The following is a 14,603-nucleotide window of genomic DNA, read 5'->3' as shown; positions in this document are numbered from 1 at the left end:
GGTGGTGGAGGTGACGGAACTTGTCGCGACGGAGGCCGTCGTGGCCGACGTGGCCCCCGCGGGGACGGTCAGGCTGGAGGGGACGGTGGCCGCGGCGGTGTTGCTGCTGGTCAGCGACACGACGGCGCCCCCGGATGGGGCGGCGGCCGTGAGCGTCACCGTTGCCGAGCCCGAGGCCCCTCCCTGCACGGTCGACGGGCTCAGCGTGACCGAGCTGAGGGCGGCCGCGGTCACCGTGCATCCCGAGAGCCCGACGGTGGTGGCCGTCGCCGAGCCGTCGTTCACGTCCACCGTGCAGTCCGCGGGCCGCGTGTAACCCGACCGGTCGATCTTGAACTCTCCGGATCCGTCGCTCGTGGCCATCTGCACACCGTCGACGGTGATCGCACGGTTGGCGATCGCCGACCCCTCGATCCTCAGCCGGTCGCCACTCACCTCAGCCCGTTCGACGCTGACGGCCGCGTGGGCCGGCCCGGCCAGGCCGACCGACATCACCGCCGCGAGCGACACAGCTGCCAACGCCAACCCCAGCCGACTCCGACGACGGATCATGTCTGCCCCCTCGCACACCGTCACCCATGTGAATCAGTCGCGCAACACCCCGCATCACGGACCGGCCGAGCCACGCCCGCCGCTGATCATCCCCAACGGTCAGCCCGGCGACATAGGTCGAACTCATGGTACCGCCATCCTTGGCGGTCCGCAGGGGAACCGCTGGCCCCGATGGCGTCCGACGCCCCCGTCATAGACTGGCCGCACCACCGGTCATCCCGGTGAACGGCCTCGAGATCGGGGGTGCGTCGACATGGCTGTCACGCAGGTCGAATCCACGAACACCGTGTCGGGCCGCGCCGCGCGGGGCGCTCCTGAACGGAGCGGCACGATGATGCCCGCAGGCGCTGGTGTCGCCGTCGGCGCCGTCGCCGGCCTGACGTGGGCCGCCGGATTCCGCGAATACATGGCGTCGCTCGTCGGCACGGAGTCGAAGGTCACCTGGTACGGCACGTTCGGCACGATCCTCCTCCCCGCGGCAGCCGTCGGGGCGCTCTTCGGCTGGGCCGAGCAGCGCCGAGCGAACGGCGAGGACCTCCCACTCCGCCGCACGATCGCCGCGGCCCCGATCGCGATCGGTTTGCTCCCGCTCACCCGGCCCGGAGCCGTGGCGACCCTGCGCCAGACCGGCGAGGGCAGCGCTGCGAGCGGCGTGGCCCTCGCGGCGATCGGCGGCGGCTATGCCGTCGCCGGCCGGGGACCGAAGTGGTCACGGGTGGCGACGGGAGCGATCGCCGCGGCGATCGCAGTCGGTGCCGCCGCGAGCGTGCCGTCGATCGGCGGATCCCGTCTCGCCCTGTCCAAGCCGCGTGGCGCACTCACGGCGGTGCTCGGGGCAGGGTCGGTGCTCACGCTCGCGCTCGCAGCATCGGTGCCGTTCCGCGGACGTCCGAGACCGACCGGCGCTTGAGACGAGCGTCCGCCGGGACCGCGCCGCGTGGCGTGTGACCGGCGCAGTTGTCACACTGGTGGTGTACAGGCCGAGGGGGAAGCCATGGTGCAGCACTCGATCAGGATCGCGGCGTACAACGTGGAGAACCTGTTCTCGCGTCCACGCGCGATGAATCAGCCGGTAGCGGTCGCGGCAGCGGTGCTGCGAGCGCATGCGCGAGTGAATGAGCTGTTCGAACAGGAGGTGTACACGCCTGCGGTGAAGGCTGAGATCCTTCTGCTGCTCGACGAGCTCAGGCTGCTGCGCGACGACGGCGATGCGACCCGCACGTCGACGTTCGCCATCCTGCGGCGCATCCGCGGGCGGCTGCTGCGGCGACCTCGGAACGACCCCGACGGGTCGCAGGTGACCGTGATCGCGAACGGGCGAGGCGACTGGACGGGATGGGTCGAGCTGATCAAGGACCGCATCGAAGAGAAGGCGATCACCAACACCGCCCGCGTGATCCGTGAAGTCGAGGCGGACATCGTCGGCGTCGTCGAGGCCGAGGACCGCTTGACCCTCGCGCGGTTCGCCGATTCCCTGCTTCTGGACCCGGTCGACGCGGAGCCGCGGTACCCGCATGTCATGGTGATCGACGGGAACGATCCCCGTGGCATCGACGTCGGCGTCCTCGCGACGAAGGAGTTCCCGCTGGGCATGATGCGTTCTCACATCGACGACGGTCCGTTCGGCGACCGGGTGTTCAGTCGCGACTGCCCCGAGTACTGGTTCACCTTCCCGGCGGGATCCGCGCTGGCCGGGCAGCAGCTGGTCGTGCTCGTCAATCACTTCAAGAGCAAGTTCGGCGGCAACAACCCCGCGAGCATCGCCAGGCGCAAACGCCAGGCCGAACGGGTCGCGGACATCTACGACGAGCTCCGCGCCGCGGGCGTCGACCATGTCGTGGTCCTCGGCGATCTCAACGACACGCCCGAGAGCGAAGCGCTGCAGCCGTTGCTCGCGGAGACCGACCTGAAGGACATCGCGGCCGTGCAGCCGTTCGACGACGGCGACCCCGACGAGGATCGGCCCGGCACGTTCGGCAACGGCACGAAGTCGAACAAGATCGACTACCTGCTGCTGTCACCCGGCCTGTTCGCCCGCGCCACGAGCGCGGGAATCTTCCGCATGGGCGTGTGGGGCGGCATCAACGGAACCCTGTTCCCTCACTTCGACACCATCGAGGCCGAACACGAGGCCGCGTCCGATCACGCCGCGATCTACGTCGACATCGACCTCGATTAGGCCTCGGCGGTGGCGGCGCGCCCGTGATCAGGACCGATGACGCCGTCCGGGGTTCGACGTTGCGGACGCTGCCAGCTCTCCCGACGCTGCCGACGCACGCGTCGGTAGAGTCGAACCATGTCCGAGGTGTCCGCGATCGACGAATCCGAGTGGGCGATGTGGGCCGATTTCGTGCTCGTGCACCGCGAACTCGCCCGCGAGCTCGATCGTCGGCTCATGAGCGACGCCGGCCTCTCGCAGGGCGACTACACCGTCATGCTCACGCTCTTCAAGGCCGAAGACCGACGGCTGCGCCCGGGCGTGCTGGCCGACGCGATCGGGTGGGAGAAGAGCCGCCTCTCGCACCAGCTCACGCGCATGGCCGCGCGGGGGCTCGTCGAGCGCGTCGACTGCGACACCGATGCCCGAGGCTCGCTCGTCGTGCTCACCAATGACGGTCGGCGCGCCCTCCTCGGTGCCATGCGCGACCACGCGTCCGCGATCCGCACCCACTTCCTCGACGTGCTCACCGCCGACGAGAAGGCGGCCATCGCGAGCGGTTCGGCGCGCCTGCTCGATCGGCTGCGCGATCAGCGCGACGTCGAACACATGTCCGCAGGTTGAACCGCCCGATCATTCTGCTCTGAGCGGATCGACCTTCCGGGCCACCCGCCCGGCGGTTAGCCTCTCGACATGGGTGACGTCGTGGAGTTCGCGCGGGAGACTCGCCCGCGCATCTCGAAACCACTGTGGCGCGATGTGCTGGGCGAGGTGCTGCGCGCAGAGCGCCTCGATCAGGAGCGCATCCTCACCGAGGTCGCCGCCACGGCGGGCGTCTCGCCGCAGTACCTCTCCGAGATCGAGCGCGGTCGCAAGGAGCCGTCGAGCGAGATCCTCGGCTCGGTGGCCGACGCCCTCGGCCTCGACCTGTTCGACGTCGTGCGGCGCGTCGGCGAGCGGCTCGCCAGCCGGCTCGACGACGAGCGTCGCGAGGCCGAGCGTCGCGAGCGGCTCGCCGTCGAGGCGTCGCTCGCGTTCCGGCTCGACGCCGCGTCGCGGCATCCGCTCGCTGCATTCGAATCGGATGTCGCAGCCGCGAGCCGCTCGGCGGACACGTTCCTGCTGGCAGCCTGAGTCCTGTTCGCGGCCCGAGCGCTCGCGTGGAGCGCCCGGGCTGCGAGTCGCGCGGTCAGGCGGCAGGTGCCTGCGCGATGCGGACGGTGTTGCCCGACGGGTCGCGGAACGCGCAGTCGCGCGGGCCCCAGCCCTGGTCCATGGGCTCCTGCAGCACTTCGGCGCCCGATGCGCGCAGGGTCTCGAACGTGGTGTCGAGGTCGTCGGAGCGGAACACGAGCAGCGGCAGGGAGCCCTTGGTCAGCAGCTCCTGAAGTGCGTCGCCGTCGGCCTGCGAGCGGCCTGCGTGAGGCACCGAGAGCACGATGCCGAGGCCCGGCTGGGCGTCGCTGCCGAGGGTGACCCAGCGGTAGTCGCCGGAGGACACGTCGTTCTGCACGTCGAGGCCGAGTGCGTCGCGGTAGAAGGGAAGCGACTCGTCGACGTCGTTGACGGTGATGTTGAGGAATTGGAGTGCGATGGTCATGTCAGCGACGCTACGCGCCGGCTCGACCGGTCGCTTCTCCGATCCTGCTCGATGCCTTCCGGGCCGGGCGTGTGAGCGTCTTCGCGACGAACGGGGGCATGGCCCTGATCGCTTCGTGCTCGTGGCGCCCGTACTCCGACGGGGTCATTCCGACGATCTCGGTGAACCGCGAGCTGAAGGAGCCGAGCGACGTACAGCCGACCGCCATGCACGCGTCGGTGACGCTCATGCCGACCCGCAGCAACGCCATCGCCCGTTCGATGCGTCGCGTCATGAGGTAGCTGTACGGTGTTTCGCCGTAGGCCGCACGGAATTGGCGTGAGAAGTGCGCGGGTGACATGAGCGCCTTGTCGGCCATGGTCGGCACGTCGAGCGGCTTCGCGTAGTCGCGGTCGATCAGGTCCTTGGCGCGGCGCAGGTGCGCGAGGGTCTCGAGCTCCTGCGGGGTCATGCTTCGACGGTAGCACCGGCCGCCGATCTCACGTCGGGCGCCGTGCTCACGCCGGGCGCCGATCTCGCGCCTGCGCCGACGTCACGCCTGCGCCGCGAGCACGTGATCGGCGAGTCCGTACGCCACGGCGGCCGCGGCGGGCAGGATCAGGTCGCGATCGGTGTCGTGGCGCAGCGCCTCGACCGAGCGCCCGGTGTCGGCGGCCAGGGCCGCCTCGAGCTCGGCGCGCACCCGCACGACCTCGTCGGCGTGGATGATGAGGTCGGGCACCGTGCCGCGCCCCTGGGTCGACGGCTGGTGCAGCGTCACCGTGCTGTGCGGCAGCATCGCGCGCTGCCCCTTGGCCCCGCCCGCCAATAGCACTGCGGCCGGCCCACCGGCCTGCCCGACGCACGTGGTCGCGACATCCGGCCGGATGTGCTGCATCGTGTCGTAGACCGCGAGGGCCGCGCTCGGCGACCCGCCGGGGGAGTTCAGGTACAGACTGATGGGGGTCTCGCTCGACTCCGACGCGAGGTGCAGGAACTGGGCGATGAGCACGTTCGCGACACCGTCGTCGATCTCGGTGCCGAGGTAGACGATGCGTTCCGACAGCAGGCGGCTGTAGACGTCGAGCGAGCGCTCGCTGTTGCCGCGCCTCTCGACCACGTAGGGGATCGTGTAACCGCTCATGCCGGTACCCGCAATCCGGCTGCGGCGTGCGCGGGACTCGGGTACAGCTCGTCGAACTCCTCGACGACGCGGTCGACGAAGCCGTAGTCGACGGCCTGCTCGGCCGTGTACCAGCGGTCGCGAAGCGAATCCTGCGTGATGCGCTCGATCGGCTGGCCGGTGAGCTCGGCGGTGATGCCGAGCACGACGTCGCGCGTGTATCGAAGGTCGTCGGCCTGCAGCTCGACGTCGACCGCGGTGCCGCCGATGCCCGCCGAGCCCTGGTGCATGAGCACCCGGGCGTGCGGCAGTGCGAGCCGCTTGCCGGGCGTGCCCGCGGTGAGCAGGAACTGCCCTGCGCTCGCCGCCCATCCGATCGCGACGGTCGCGACGTCGTTCGGGATGGCGCGCATCACGTCCATGATCGCGAGCATGGCGGGCACCGAGCCGCCGGGCGAGTTGATGAAGAAGCGGATGTCCCGGCGCGGGTCGTCGGCCGCGAGCGTGAGCAGCTGGGCGATGAGGCGGTTGCCGCCCGCCTGGTCGAGTTCGTCGCCGAGCACGATCACCCGCTCATGGAAGAGGCGTCGGGTGAGCTCGGCGTCGATCGGATGGATCGGTGGGGTCTCGTGATCGGTCATGACCCCAGCCTGCGCGCGATGCCCGCGCCGTGGGGCCGATGCCGCTCACGGCAGCACTGCCGTGGGCAGCGCGGGCTTCGACCTGCCCTGTTCGACTGCGCCGAGAGTGCACTCCCCGCCCTGAATCAGGCGGGAACTGCACTCTCGGTGAAGGGAAGGCGCGGCGCGGGTGTGCAGTGAGCGGTTCAGCCGGCGTGGGCGAGGATCGGGCCCTCGCTGAACTGGCACGAGGTCGCGGTGAGGCGCGAGTCGGGGTCGAGCCGCGTGAGCACGGCGCCCGCGATCGCGTAGAGCTGCTCGAGCTGCTCGGGCGTGAGTGCGTCGAGCACGGTCTCGCGCACGGTGGCGACATGCCCGGGGGCGGCCTCGGCGATGAGCTGCATGCCGGCGTCGGTGATTGTGGCGTTGGTCGCGCGACGGTCTTCGGGACAGGGGAACCGGCGGATGAGCCCGCGCTCCTCGAGCCTGCGCGCGACGTGCGAGAGTCGCGGCAGCGTCGCGTTCGTGCGCGACGCGAGCTCGGTCATGCGCATGGTGCGGTCGGGGGCGTCGGCGATCGCCATGAGCGCGCCGTACTCGAAATGCGTGAGTCCCGCGTCGCGCAGCAGCTGCGTGTCGAGGGCCCCGGGCAGCAGTTCTGCGAGCGCGACGAGGCGTACCCAGGCGGCGGATTCCTCGGAGTTCAGCCATTTCGTTTCACTCGTCATGCGATCAGTCTACCGCAATAGTTGACGCAACAACTGAAGTGGGCTAGGGTATTGGTTGTCGGAACAAGTAAACGCATCGAGATCGATGCGGGGAGGAACATCATGACGACGGTCAGCATCATCGGAAACGGCAACATGGGCTCTGCGATCGGCGGCATCATCGCCGCGGGCGGCCACACGGTCGAGTACATCGACCGCGACACCGCCGACATCAACGGCGAGATCGTCGTGCTCGCCGTGGCGCACCCCGCGGTCGCCGAGATCCTCGAGCAGCGCGGCGCACAGCTCGCCGGCAAGATCGTCGTCGACATCACGAACCCCCTGAACTTCGAGACCTTCGACTCGCTCGTCGCCCCCGCCGACGGCTCGAAGGCGGGCGAGATCGCCGCGGCCCTGCCGAACTCGCGCGTGCTCAAGGCCTTCAACACCAACTTCGCGGCGACCCTCGCCTCGAAGCAGGTCGGCGGGCAGCCCACCACCGTGCTCGTCGCCGGTGACGACGCCGACGCCAAGAACACCCTCATCGACATCGTGCGCGCCGGTGGCGTCGCCGCCGTCGACGCCGGTTCGCTCAAGCGCGCCCGCGAGCTCGAGGCCGTCGGCTTCCTGCAGCTCACCCTCGCGGTGCAGGAGAAGATCCAGTGGACGGGTGGGTTCGCGGTCGCCGCGTAACCACTCAGGCGGTGCCGCGCAGGTACCGCAATTGCGCACGAACGGATGCCTCGGCTGCGACTCGCACCGAGGCATCCGTGTCTGCGTAGACGACGTCGGTGACCTGCGCGGTCGTCGCGTCGTCGCCGAGCTCGCGCAGCGCTGCGCGCACCTGGTCGAGCCGCTCGGCGCGATGCGCGAGGTACGCGTCGCAGATCGCGGCGAGGTCGGGCAGCACGGGGCCGTGCCCCGTGAGCGCCACCACCGGGCCGGGCGTGCCGAGTGCGCGCAGTCGCTCGAGCGATGCGAGGTAGGGGCCGAGCGCGCCGTCGGGGTCGGAGATGATCGTGGTGCCGCGGCCGAGGATCGTGTCGCCCGTGAGCACCGAACCGTGCGACGCACCATCGCCGAGCGGCGCGTCACCGGGCAGCGCGAAGCACACCGAGTCGGCCGTGTGACCCGGTGTCGCGACGACGTCGATGACGAGCCCGGCCACGTCGATGCGCTCGCCGTCGACGAGGGGGTCGCCGCCGATGCAGAACGCCGCGTCGATCGCTCGGACCGGGGCATCCGTCATGCGCGCGAACTCGGCGAGCGACTCGGTGTGATCGCGGTGGTTGTGGGTGACGAGCACGAGCTCGACCCGACCGAAGCCCGCGAGGCGCGCGAGGTGCCCGGCATCGGCGGGACCGGGGTCGACCACCACGACGCCTTCGGACCCGGGCGCGCGCAGCACGAACGAGTTCGTGCCGTCGAGGGTCATGGGGGAGGGGTTCGGCGCGAGCACGACCCGCGCGAAGGTCGTGGCCGCCACTCCGGCCGGTCGGGGCTCGTCCATGCCCGCAGTGTATCCGCCGCCGCTGCGCGGGTGTCGCGCCGGGCATAGGCTGAACCGCATGGCCGACAACGCACCGAACCGACCGATCGAGGGTGCGGGCTGGGCCGCGACGGTCGTGCTGCTCCGCGACGGCGAGCGCGGCCTCGAGGTGCTGCTGGCAGAGCGACCGGGCGACCGGGGCTCGTTCGCGGGCGCATGGGTGTTCCCCGGCGGAGCCGTCGAGCCGGCGGATGTCGCGGGCGACGCGATCGGCAGTATCGAGGCCGCCCGTCGTGCGGCCGTGCGCGAGACCCGCGAAGAGGTCGGCCTCGAGGTCGATGCCGACGAGCTCGTGCCGATCGCCGTGTGGACTCCGCCGCAGGGGGCGCCGAAGCCCCTCACGACGACGTTCTTCGCCGTGCGCGTGCCCGACGGCGAGCTCGTGCTCGCGCCCGACGAAGTCGTCTCGACCGAATGGGTGCGGCCGGCCGACGCGCTCGACCGTCATGCCGAGGGCGCCATGCTGCTGTGGCCGCCCACCTGGGTCACCCTGCACGGCTTCACGCACGCGGCATCCGTCGACGAGGCGCTCGCCGACCTCGCCGGCCGCGGCGTGCACGACTTCCGCGCGCGACGCGACGATGCTCGCCGCATGGTCCTCTGGCAGGAGGACGCCGAGTACGACCCCGCCGCCGAGCCCGCGGGCGCTGCCGGACCCCGCCACCGACTCGTGATGGACTCACTGCCGTGGGTCTATCTGAGCGCGTTCTGAACCGTGGCTGACGTCACTGTCGTCGGCAGCGGGCCCAACGGGCTCGTCGCGGCCGTCATCGCAGCCCGCGCCGGGCTGAGCGTGCGCGTGCTCGAGGCCGCGCCGACGATCGGCGGCGGGGTGCGCACGGCCGAGCTCACCCTGCCCGGATTCCGCCACGACGTGTGCTCGGCCGTGCACCCGGCGGGGCTCGCCTCGCCGGTGTTCCGCAAGCTCGGCCTGTTCGACGGCCCGCACGCGCCCGAGTGGATCGTGCCCGAGGCGTCCTACGCGCACCCGCTGCCCGGGGGGCGCGCGGGCATCGCGTGGCGCGACCTCGACCGCACCGCTGCGGGGCTCGGCGCCGACGGGCCCGCGTGGCGGCGTCTCATCGCACCGCTGCTCGCGCGACAGCGCGGTGTCGTCGACTTCACGGGCGGGCAGCTGCTGCGCGTCCCGCGCGACCCCATCGCCGCACTTCGCTTCGGGCTGCGCGCCCTCGAACAGGGCTCGGGCGCGTGGAACACGCGCTTCTCGGGCGATGTCGCCCCCGCCCTCTTCACGGGCGTCGCGGCACATGCCGCGGGCGGCATGCCCTCGCTCGCCACTGCCGGGGCGGCGCTGCTGCTCGCGATGCACGCGCACGGCGTCGGCTGGGGGCTCCCCAAGGGCGGGTCGCAGGCGATCGCCGACGCGCTCGCCGCCGAGCTCGTCGAGCGCGGTGTCGAGATCGTGACCGACTCCCCGGTCGACGCGCTCGACGCCGTGACCGCCGACTCGCGGGCGGTGCTGCTCGACACGTCGCCCGACCTGCTGCTGACCGCCGACCTGCCGCCGCGCTACGAGCGGGCGCTGCGGCGCTACCGCTACGGCTCCGGCGTCGCAAAGGTCGACTTCGCGCTCATGGAGCCGGTGCCGTGGGCGAACCCCGCCGTCGCGCTCGCCCCGACCGTGCACGTCGGCGGCAGCCGCCGCGAGATGGCCGCCGCCGAGAATGCCGTCGCCCGGGGCCTTCAGCCCGGGCTCAACCCCAGGATCGCGGGCGGGGGAGCCCCGCGGCATCCGTACGTGCTCGTCACCCAGCCGAGCGTCGTCGACCCGACCCGCGCGCCCGCCGGCATGGGCGTGCTCTGGGCCTACACGCACGTGCCCGCAGGTTCGACGCTCGACGCGACCGAGGTCGTGACCTCGGCCATCGAGCGGTTCGCGCCGGGCTTCCGCGACGTGGTGCTCGCGTCGACGGCCAGGTCGGCGGCCGAGATCGGCGCGTACAACCGCAACTACGTCGGCGGCGACATCTACGCCGGCGAGCTCTCGATGCTGCAGCTCGTGAAGCGCCCGGTGGTGTCGACGGCGCCGTGGCGCACCCCCGTCGAGGGCGTGTACCTCTGCTCGAGCGCAACGCCGCCCGGCCCGGCCGTGCACGGCATGAACGGGTGGTGGGCGGCCAAGCTCGCGCTGCGCGAGCGCTTCGGCGTAGCGTGAGGGCGTGGACTGGGTCGGCTGGTTCGACGCGCACGACTACGAGATCGCCCGCCAGGTGCTGCAACGCGGGGTGGGCGCGCTCGCGTTCGTCGCGTTCCTGTCGACGCTGAACCAGTTCCGTCCTCTGCTCGGCGAGCACGGGCTGCTGCCGGTTCCCGTGCTGCTGGGGCGCGCATCGCGACTGCGGGGGCCGACTGTGTTCCGCTGGGGCTACACCGACCGGCGGCTCGTCGCGCTCGCGATCGCCGGCATGGTGCTCGCGGGATCGGTCGTGCTCGGCCTGCCCCAGCTCGGGCCGCCGTGGGTGCCGATGCTCGTGTTCCTCGCGCTCTGGATCGGCTACCTGTCGATCGTGAACGTAGGGCAGACGTTCTACGGGTTCGGCTGGGAGATGCTGCTGTGCGAGGCGCTGTTCACCGTGGCGTTCCTCGGGTCGAACGACCAGCCGCCGCCGATCACGATCGTCGTCGCGATCTGGTGGCTCGTGTTCCGGCTCGAGTTCGGCGCCGGCATGATCAAGATCCGCGGAGGCCGCGAGTGGCGCGATCTCACGGCGCTCATGTACCACCACGAGACGCAGCCGATGCCCAACCCGTTGAGCCGTCAGGCCCACCTGCTGCCGGCCTGGTTCCATCGCGGCGAGGTGCTCGGCAACCACTTCGCGCAGCTCGTCGTGCCGTTCCTGCTGTTCATCCCCGGGCCTGTCGGCTCGGTCGCCGCGACGATCGTCATCCTCACCCAGCTCTGGCTCATCGCGACGGGCAACTTCGCGTGGCTCAACTGGATCACCGTCGTGCTCGCGGCCTCGGCGATCTCCGACTCGGCATGGCACTGGCTCATCCCGGCGATCCCCGCCGACCTGGGCACGGATTCCGCGACGACACCGCTCTGGTGGTTCGCCATCGTCGCCGCGATGAGCGTGCTGCTCCTCGTGCTGAGCTGGTGGCCGGTCAGGAACCTGCTCTCCCGCCGGCAGCTGATGAACGCGAGCTTCAACCGGTGGATGCTCGTGAACGCCTACGGCGCGTTCGGCACGGTCACGAAGCGGCGCATCGAGATCGTCGTCGCGGGCACGCTCGACGCCTCACCCGATGACGACTCCGACTGGCGCGAGTACGGCTTCAAGGGCAAGCCCGGCGACGTGCGCGCCCTGCCGCGGCAGTGGGCGCCGTACCACCTGCGCCTCGACTGGCTGATGTGGTTCCTGCCGCTCGGGCGCATGTGGGAACCCTGGTTCGAGACGTTCCTGAAGCGCCTGCTGCAGGCGGATGTCCCGACGCTCGAGCTGCTCGCACACGATCCGTTCGACGGCGAAGCACCTCGGTGGGTGCGGGCGCGCGCCTACCACTACCGCTTCGCGACGCGCGCACAGCACCGCGCGACGGGCGATCGCTGGGTGCGCACGCTCGAGGGCGACGTCATCGGCCCCGCTCGCCTTCGCTGAGCATTCGCCTCGACGTCGCCCGCGCGACCCCGTCCCGTCGCCTGCAGCACGCCGGGCGTTCATCTGCGCTCGCGAGCGTGGCATGCAGGATCGTCCCTCCGTGCCGGAGGTTTCGGCAGCCGACACCACGGAGGGGGCGCGAGCATGCGATCGAGAGGCGGATGGGGTCCGGTGCTGCGGGCCGCGATGGTCGTGGTGATCGCCATGATCGCCGCGATGTCGGTCGCGCTCGGCGGGTCGGCGCCGCGAGCCGCCGCGCACGACGCCACGTCGGACGCCTATGCCGTCGTCGAACGGCACGGCTCGACGATCACGGCCGAGCTCGAGCTCGAGTACGACCTGCTGATGAAGTCGGCGTGGCTGTATGCCGAGGCGTACGAGGCGAAGGAGCGCGACGAGCAGCTCCGCCAGCTCGCCGAGAACGCCGACGCGGTCGAGGAATACGTGACCGAGCGGTTCGCCGTCGACGCGGACGGGCGGCGGTGCGTTCCCGAACGGGCCGGCACGGGAGACATCCGGGAGCGGAACGACCGCGCGTTCGCGGTGGTGCGCTTCAGCTATGACTGCGGTGGACGGGAACCCGGCGCGATCGCCGTCTCGAGCGCCCTGTTCCCGGACGCCGAGGGGTTCGTGCACAGCACCGAGACCATCGTGGCGTGGGACCTCGACGGCGAACGCGGCAACGGACTGCTCGATGCGGCGTCGCCGACGCTCGAGCTCGACGGGCAGTCGCCCCGGTTCGGCGAGTTCTTCCTGCTCGGCGCCGAGCACCTGCTCATCGGGCTCGACCACCTGCTGTTCCTGTTCGCGCTGCTCCTCGGCGCCCGGACCATCCGGAGCGTCGCGCTCACCGCCACGATGTTCACCGTGGCGCACAGCGTGACGTTCCTGCTCGCGGGGATGGGCGTCGTGAACCTGCCGGCCATCATCGTCGAACCGCTCATCGCGCTGTCGATCGTCGCGGCGGCGGTGGCCGTCGTCTCGAGCCGCGACGCATCGGGGCGCTGGCGGATGCCGGTCGTGTTCGCGTTCGGACTGCTCCACGGGCTCGGCTTCGCGGGCGCGCTCGGAGTCGACGAGGCCTGGTCGTGGGAGCTGTTGTGGTCGCTCATCGCGTTCAACCTCGGCATCGAGGCGGTGCAGCTCGCGATCATCGCCGTCATGTTCCCGCTGCTCGTGCTGGTCAGGCGCACCGCAGCCGGCCGACCCACGACCTGGATCGCGGGCGCCCTGGTCGGTTCCGTCGGGCTGTTCTGGTTCGTCGAGCGGGTGATCGCGGCGCTCTGAGCGCCGGCGCTCGAGCGCTACTCGACCAGCGGTGCCGTCTCGGCCTCGCGGTGCTCGACGTCGTCGACGTGGGCGGCGGGCATCGCGACGGCGGCGGCGATCGTGATGACGGCGGTCACGACCACCGCGAGGAACACCGCGGCCGAGGCCGACTGGATCGCGACGGGGGAGTGCTCGCCGAGACCCGAGCGGGCGATCACGCCGTTCGCCACCGCGCCGAAGATCGCGACCCCGACCGCGCTGCCGAGCGAGCGCAGGAACATGTTCGCCCCGGTGACCACGCCGCGCTCGGCCCACGGCACCGACGACTGCGCGGCGATGAGCGTGGGCGAGGCGACGAGTCCGAGCCCGAGGCCGACGATGAAGCAGGCGAGCGCTGTCGTCCAGACATTCGGCGCGAACGAGGCCGCGAGCAGGGCGGCGGCGCCCATGACGGTGATCGTCAGTCCGATGAGCGCCGTGCGGCGGAATCCAATGCGCAGGAACAGGCGTCCGGCGTTCGAGGCGGCGATCGGCCAGCCAAGGGTGAGCGCGGCCACCGCGAGACCCGAGACGAGGGGAGAGGCATCCGCCGTCGCTTCGAGGAACGTCGGCACGTAGGACGTGAGGCCGATGAGCACGCCGCCCACCCCGAGCGAGATCAGCGACGTCGTGACGATGAGCCGCCGCGAGAACACCCACAACGGCAGCACGGGCTCGGCCGCACGTCGTTCGATGAAGACGAACGCGACGAGCAGCGCGCCGCCGAGACCGAACGCGACGAAGCTCTGCCATGACAGCCACTCCCACGCCTGCCCGCCCTCGAGCACCGCGAGGATCACGAGCGTGAGGCCGATGGTGAGCACCGTGGCGCCGGCGTAGTCGATGCGGTGCCTCTCGCGTCCGACCGACTCGTGGTAGTTGCGCATCAGCATGAACGCGGCGATGAGGCAGAGCGGGATGTTCACGAAGAAGATCCACCGCCATGAGGCGAACTCGGCGAACACGCCGCCGAGGGTCGGGCCGACCACCGATGACGCCGCCCAGACGCTCGCGATGTACCCCTGCACCCGAGCGCGCTCGCGAACCGAGTAGATGTCGCCGGTGATCGTGATCGAGACGGGCAGCACGGCGCCCGCGCCGAGGCCCTGCACGGCGCGGAACACGATGAGCGAGGTCATGTCCCACGCGAACCCGCAGAGGATCGACCCGACGAGGAACAGCCCGATGCCGACGAGCATGATCGGCTTGCGGCCGACCGTGTCGGCGAGCTTCGAGTACACCGGTACCGAGACGGCCTGGGCGAGCAGGTAGATCGAGAACAGCCACGGGAACTGCGCGAACCCGCCGATGTCCGCGACGATCGACGGCACGGCTGTCGCGAGGATCGTCGAATCGATCGCGATCAGCGCGGTCGAGAGCATCACGG

The 14,603-nt window shown here is 71.1% G+C and carries 17 protein-coding genes; 10 read left to right on the top strand and 7 right to left on the bottom strand.

Features of this window, described 5'->3' with window-relative positions; genetic code table 11:
• Positions 1-10 precede the first annotated feature (10 nt).
• The 5 genes from LQ757_RS11915 (at position 11) to LQ757_RS11895 (ending at position 3,844) form a co-directional block, all read left to right on the top strand.
• The gene (locus LQ757_RS11915; RefSeq protein ID WP_231047465.1) at positions 11-316 is read left to right on the top strand and encodes a hypothetical protein; all 306 of its coding nucleotides are present in this window, start codon (positions 11-13) and stop codon (positions 314-316) included.
• A gap of 489 nt (positions 317-805) precedes the next feature.
• Positions 806-1,462: a hypothetical protein gene (locus tag LQ757_RS11910; protein ID WP_231047464.1), complete on the top strand. Its 657-nt coding sequence runs from the start codon at positions 806-808 to the stop codon at positions 1,460-1,462.
• Positions 1,463-1,546: 84 nt separating this feature from the next.
• Positions 1,547-2,731, top strand: a complete 1,185-nt coding sequence (locus tag LQ757_RS11905; RefSeq protein WP_231047463.1) for an endonuclease/exonuclease/phosphatase family protein — start codon at positions 1,547-1,549, stop codon at positions 2,729-2,731.
• A gap of 117 nt (positions 2,732-2,848) precedes the next feature.
• Positions 2,849-3,334: a MarR family winged helix-turn-helix transcriptional regulator gene (locus LQ757_RS11900; RefSeq protein WP_231047462.1), complete on the top strand. Its 486-nt coding sequence runs from the start codon at positions 2,849-2,851 to the stop codon at positions 3,332-3,334.
• A gap of 69 nt (positions 3,335-3,403) precedes the next feature.
• A complete protein-coding gene (locus LQ757_RS11895; protein ID WP_231047461.1) occupies positions 3,404-3,844 on the top strand; it encodes a helix-turn-helix domain-containing protein in 441 nt (146 codons plus the stop codon).
• A gap of 55 nt (positions 3,845-3,899) precedes the next feature.
• Here the strand turns inward: LQ757_RS11895 and LQ757_RS11890 are convergent, their stop codons facing one another.
• From LQ757_RS11890 to LQ757_RS11870, 5 genes are all read right to left on the bottom strand, one after another.
• Positions 3,900-4,310: a VOC family protein gene (locus tag LQ757_RS11890; RefSeq protein WP_231047460.1), complete on the bottom strand. Its 411-nt coding sequence runs from the start codon at positions 4,308-4,310 to the stop codon at positions 3,900-3,902.
• A gap of 10 nt (positions 4,311-4,320) precedes the next feature.
• Complete coding sequence (locus tag LQ757_RS11885) at positions 4,321-4,761, bottom strand: helix-turn-helix transcriptional regulator (protein WP_231047459.1); 441 nt, start codon at positions 4,759-4,761, stop codon at positions 4,321-4,323.
• Positions 4,762-4,842: 81 nt separating this feature from the next.
• The gene (locus LQ757_RS11880) at positions 4,843-5,433 is read right to left on the bottom strand and encodes a ClpP family protease (RefSeq protein ID WP_231047458.1); all 591 of its coding nucleotides are present in this window, start codon (positions 5,431-5,433) and stop codon (positions 4,843-4,845) included.
• Positions 5,430-6,053, bottom strand: coding sequence for a ClpP family protease (locus LQ757_RS11875; RefSeq protein WP_231047457.1), 624 nt, complete (start codon positions 6,051-6,053; stop codon positions 5,430-5,432). The genes LQ757_RS11880 and LQ757_RS11875 overlap by 4 nt, the downstream gene beginning before the upstream one ends.
• Before the next feature lie 185 nt (positions 6,054-6,238).
• Positions 6,239-6,760 (bottom strand): MarR family winged helix-turn-helix transcriptional regulator, encoded by a 522-nt coding sequence (locus LQ757_RS11870; protein WP_231047456.1) that lies wholly within the window; start codon positions 6,758-6,760, stop codon positions 6,239-6,241.
• 102 nt (positions 6,761-6,862) lie between these two features.
• Between LQ757_RS11870 and LQ757_RS11865 the strand changes: the two genes are divergently transcribed.
• Positions 6,863-7,432 carry an NADPH-dependent F420 reductase gene (locus LQ757_RS11865; RefSeq protein ID WP_231047455.1) on the top strand — a complete coding sequence of 190 codons (570 nt, stop codon included), beginning with the start codon at positions 6,863-6,865 and terminating at the stop codon, positions 7,430-7,432.
• A 4-nt stretch (positions 7,433-7,436) separates the two neighbouring features.
• Here LQ757_RS11865 and LQ757_RS11860 read toward each other — a convergent pair whose 3' ends face one another.
• The gene (locus LQ757_RS11860) at positions 7,437-8,249 is read right to left on the bottom strand and encodes an MBL fold metallo-hydrolase (protein WP_231047454.1); all 813 of its coding nucleotides are present in this window, start codon (positions 8,247-8,249) and stop codon (positions 7,437-7,439) included.
• A gap of 58 nt (positions 8,250-8,307) precedes the next feature.
• Here LQ757_RS11860 and LQ757_RS11855 point away from each other — a divergent pair, with 58 nt between their 5' ends.
• The 4 genes from LQ757_RS11855 (at position 8,308) to LQ757_RS11840 (ending at position 13,195) form a co-directional block, all read left to right on the top strand.
• Positions 8,308-9,000 carry an NUDIX hydrolase gene (locus LQ757_RS11855; RefSeq protein WP_231047453.1) on the top strand — a complete coding sequence of 231 codons (693 nt, stop codon included), beginning with the start codon at positions 8,308-8,310 and terminating at the stop codon, positions 8,998-9,000.
• 3 nt (positions 9,001-9,003) lie between these two features.
• Positions 9,004-10,464, top strand: a complete 1,461-nt coding sequence (locus LQ757_RS11850) for a phytoene desaturase family protein (protein ID WP_231047452.1) — start codon at positions 9,004-9,006, stop codon at positions 10,462-10,464.
• A 4-nt stretch (positions 10,465-10,468) separates the two neighbouring features.
• A complete protein-coding gene (locus LQ757_RS11845; RefSeq protein ID WP_231047451.1) occupies positions 10,469-11,908 on the top strand; it encodes a lipase maturation factor family protein in 1,440 nt (479 codons plus the stop codon).
• A 144-nt stretch (positions 11,909-12,052) separates the two neighbouring features.
• Positions 12,053-13,195, top strand: a complete 1,143-nt coding sequence (locus LQ757_RS11840; RefSeq protein WP_231047450.1) for a HupE/UreJ family protein — start codon at positions 12,053-12,055, stop codon at positions 13,193-13,195.
• 17 nt (positions 13,196-13,212) lie between these two features.
• On the opposite strand, the gene LQ757_RS11835 is transcribed toward LQ757_RS11840, so the two are convergent.
• Positions 13,213-14,598: an MDR family MFS transporter gene (locus LQ757_RS11835; RefSeq protein ID WP_231048174.1), complete on the bottom strand. Its 1,386-nt coding sequence runs from the start codon at positions 14,596-14,598 to the stop codon at positions 13,213-13,215.
• Positions 14,599-14,603: the final 5 nt, after the last annotated feature.

This window comes from Agromyces cavernae (assembly GCF_021044935.1).
GTDB lineage: Bacteria > Actinomycetota > Actinomycetes > Actinomycetales > Microbacteriaceae > Agromyces > Agromyces cavernae.
The sequence above is the reverse complement of the archived record's forward strand: the minus strand, read 5'-3'. Positions and strand labels throughout refer to the sequence as shown.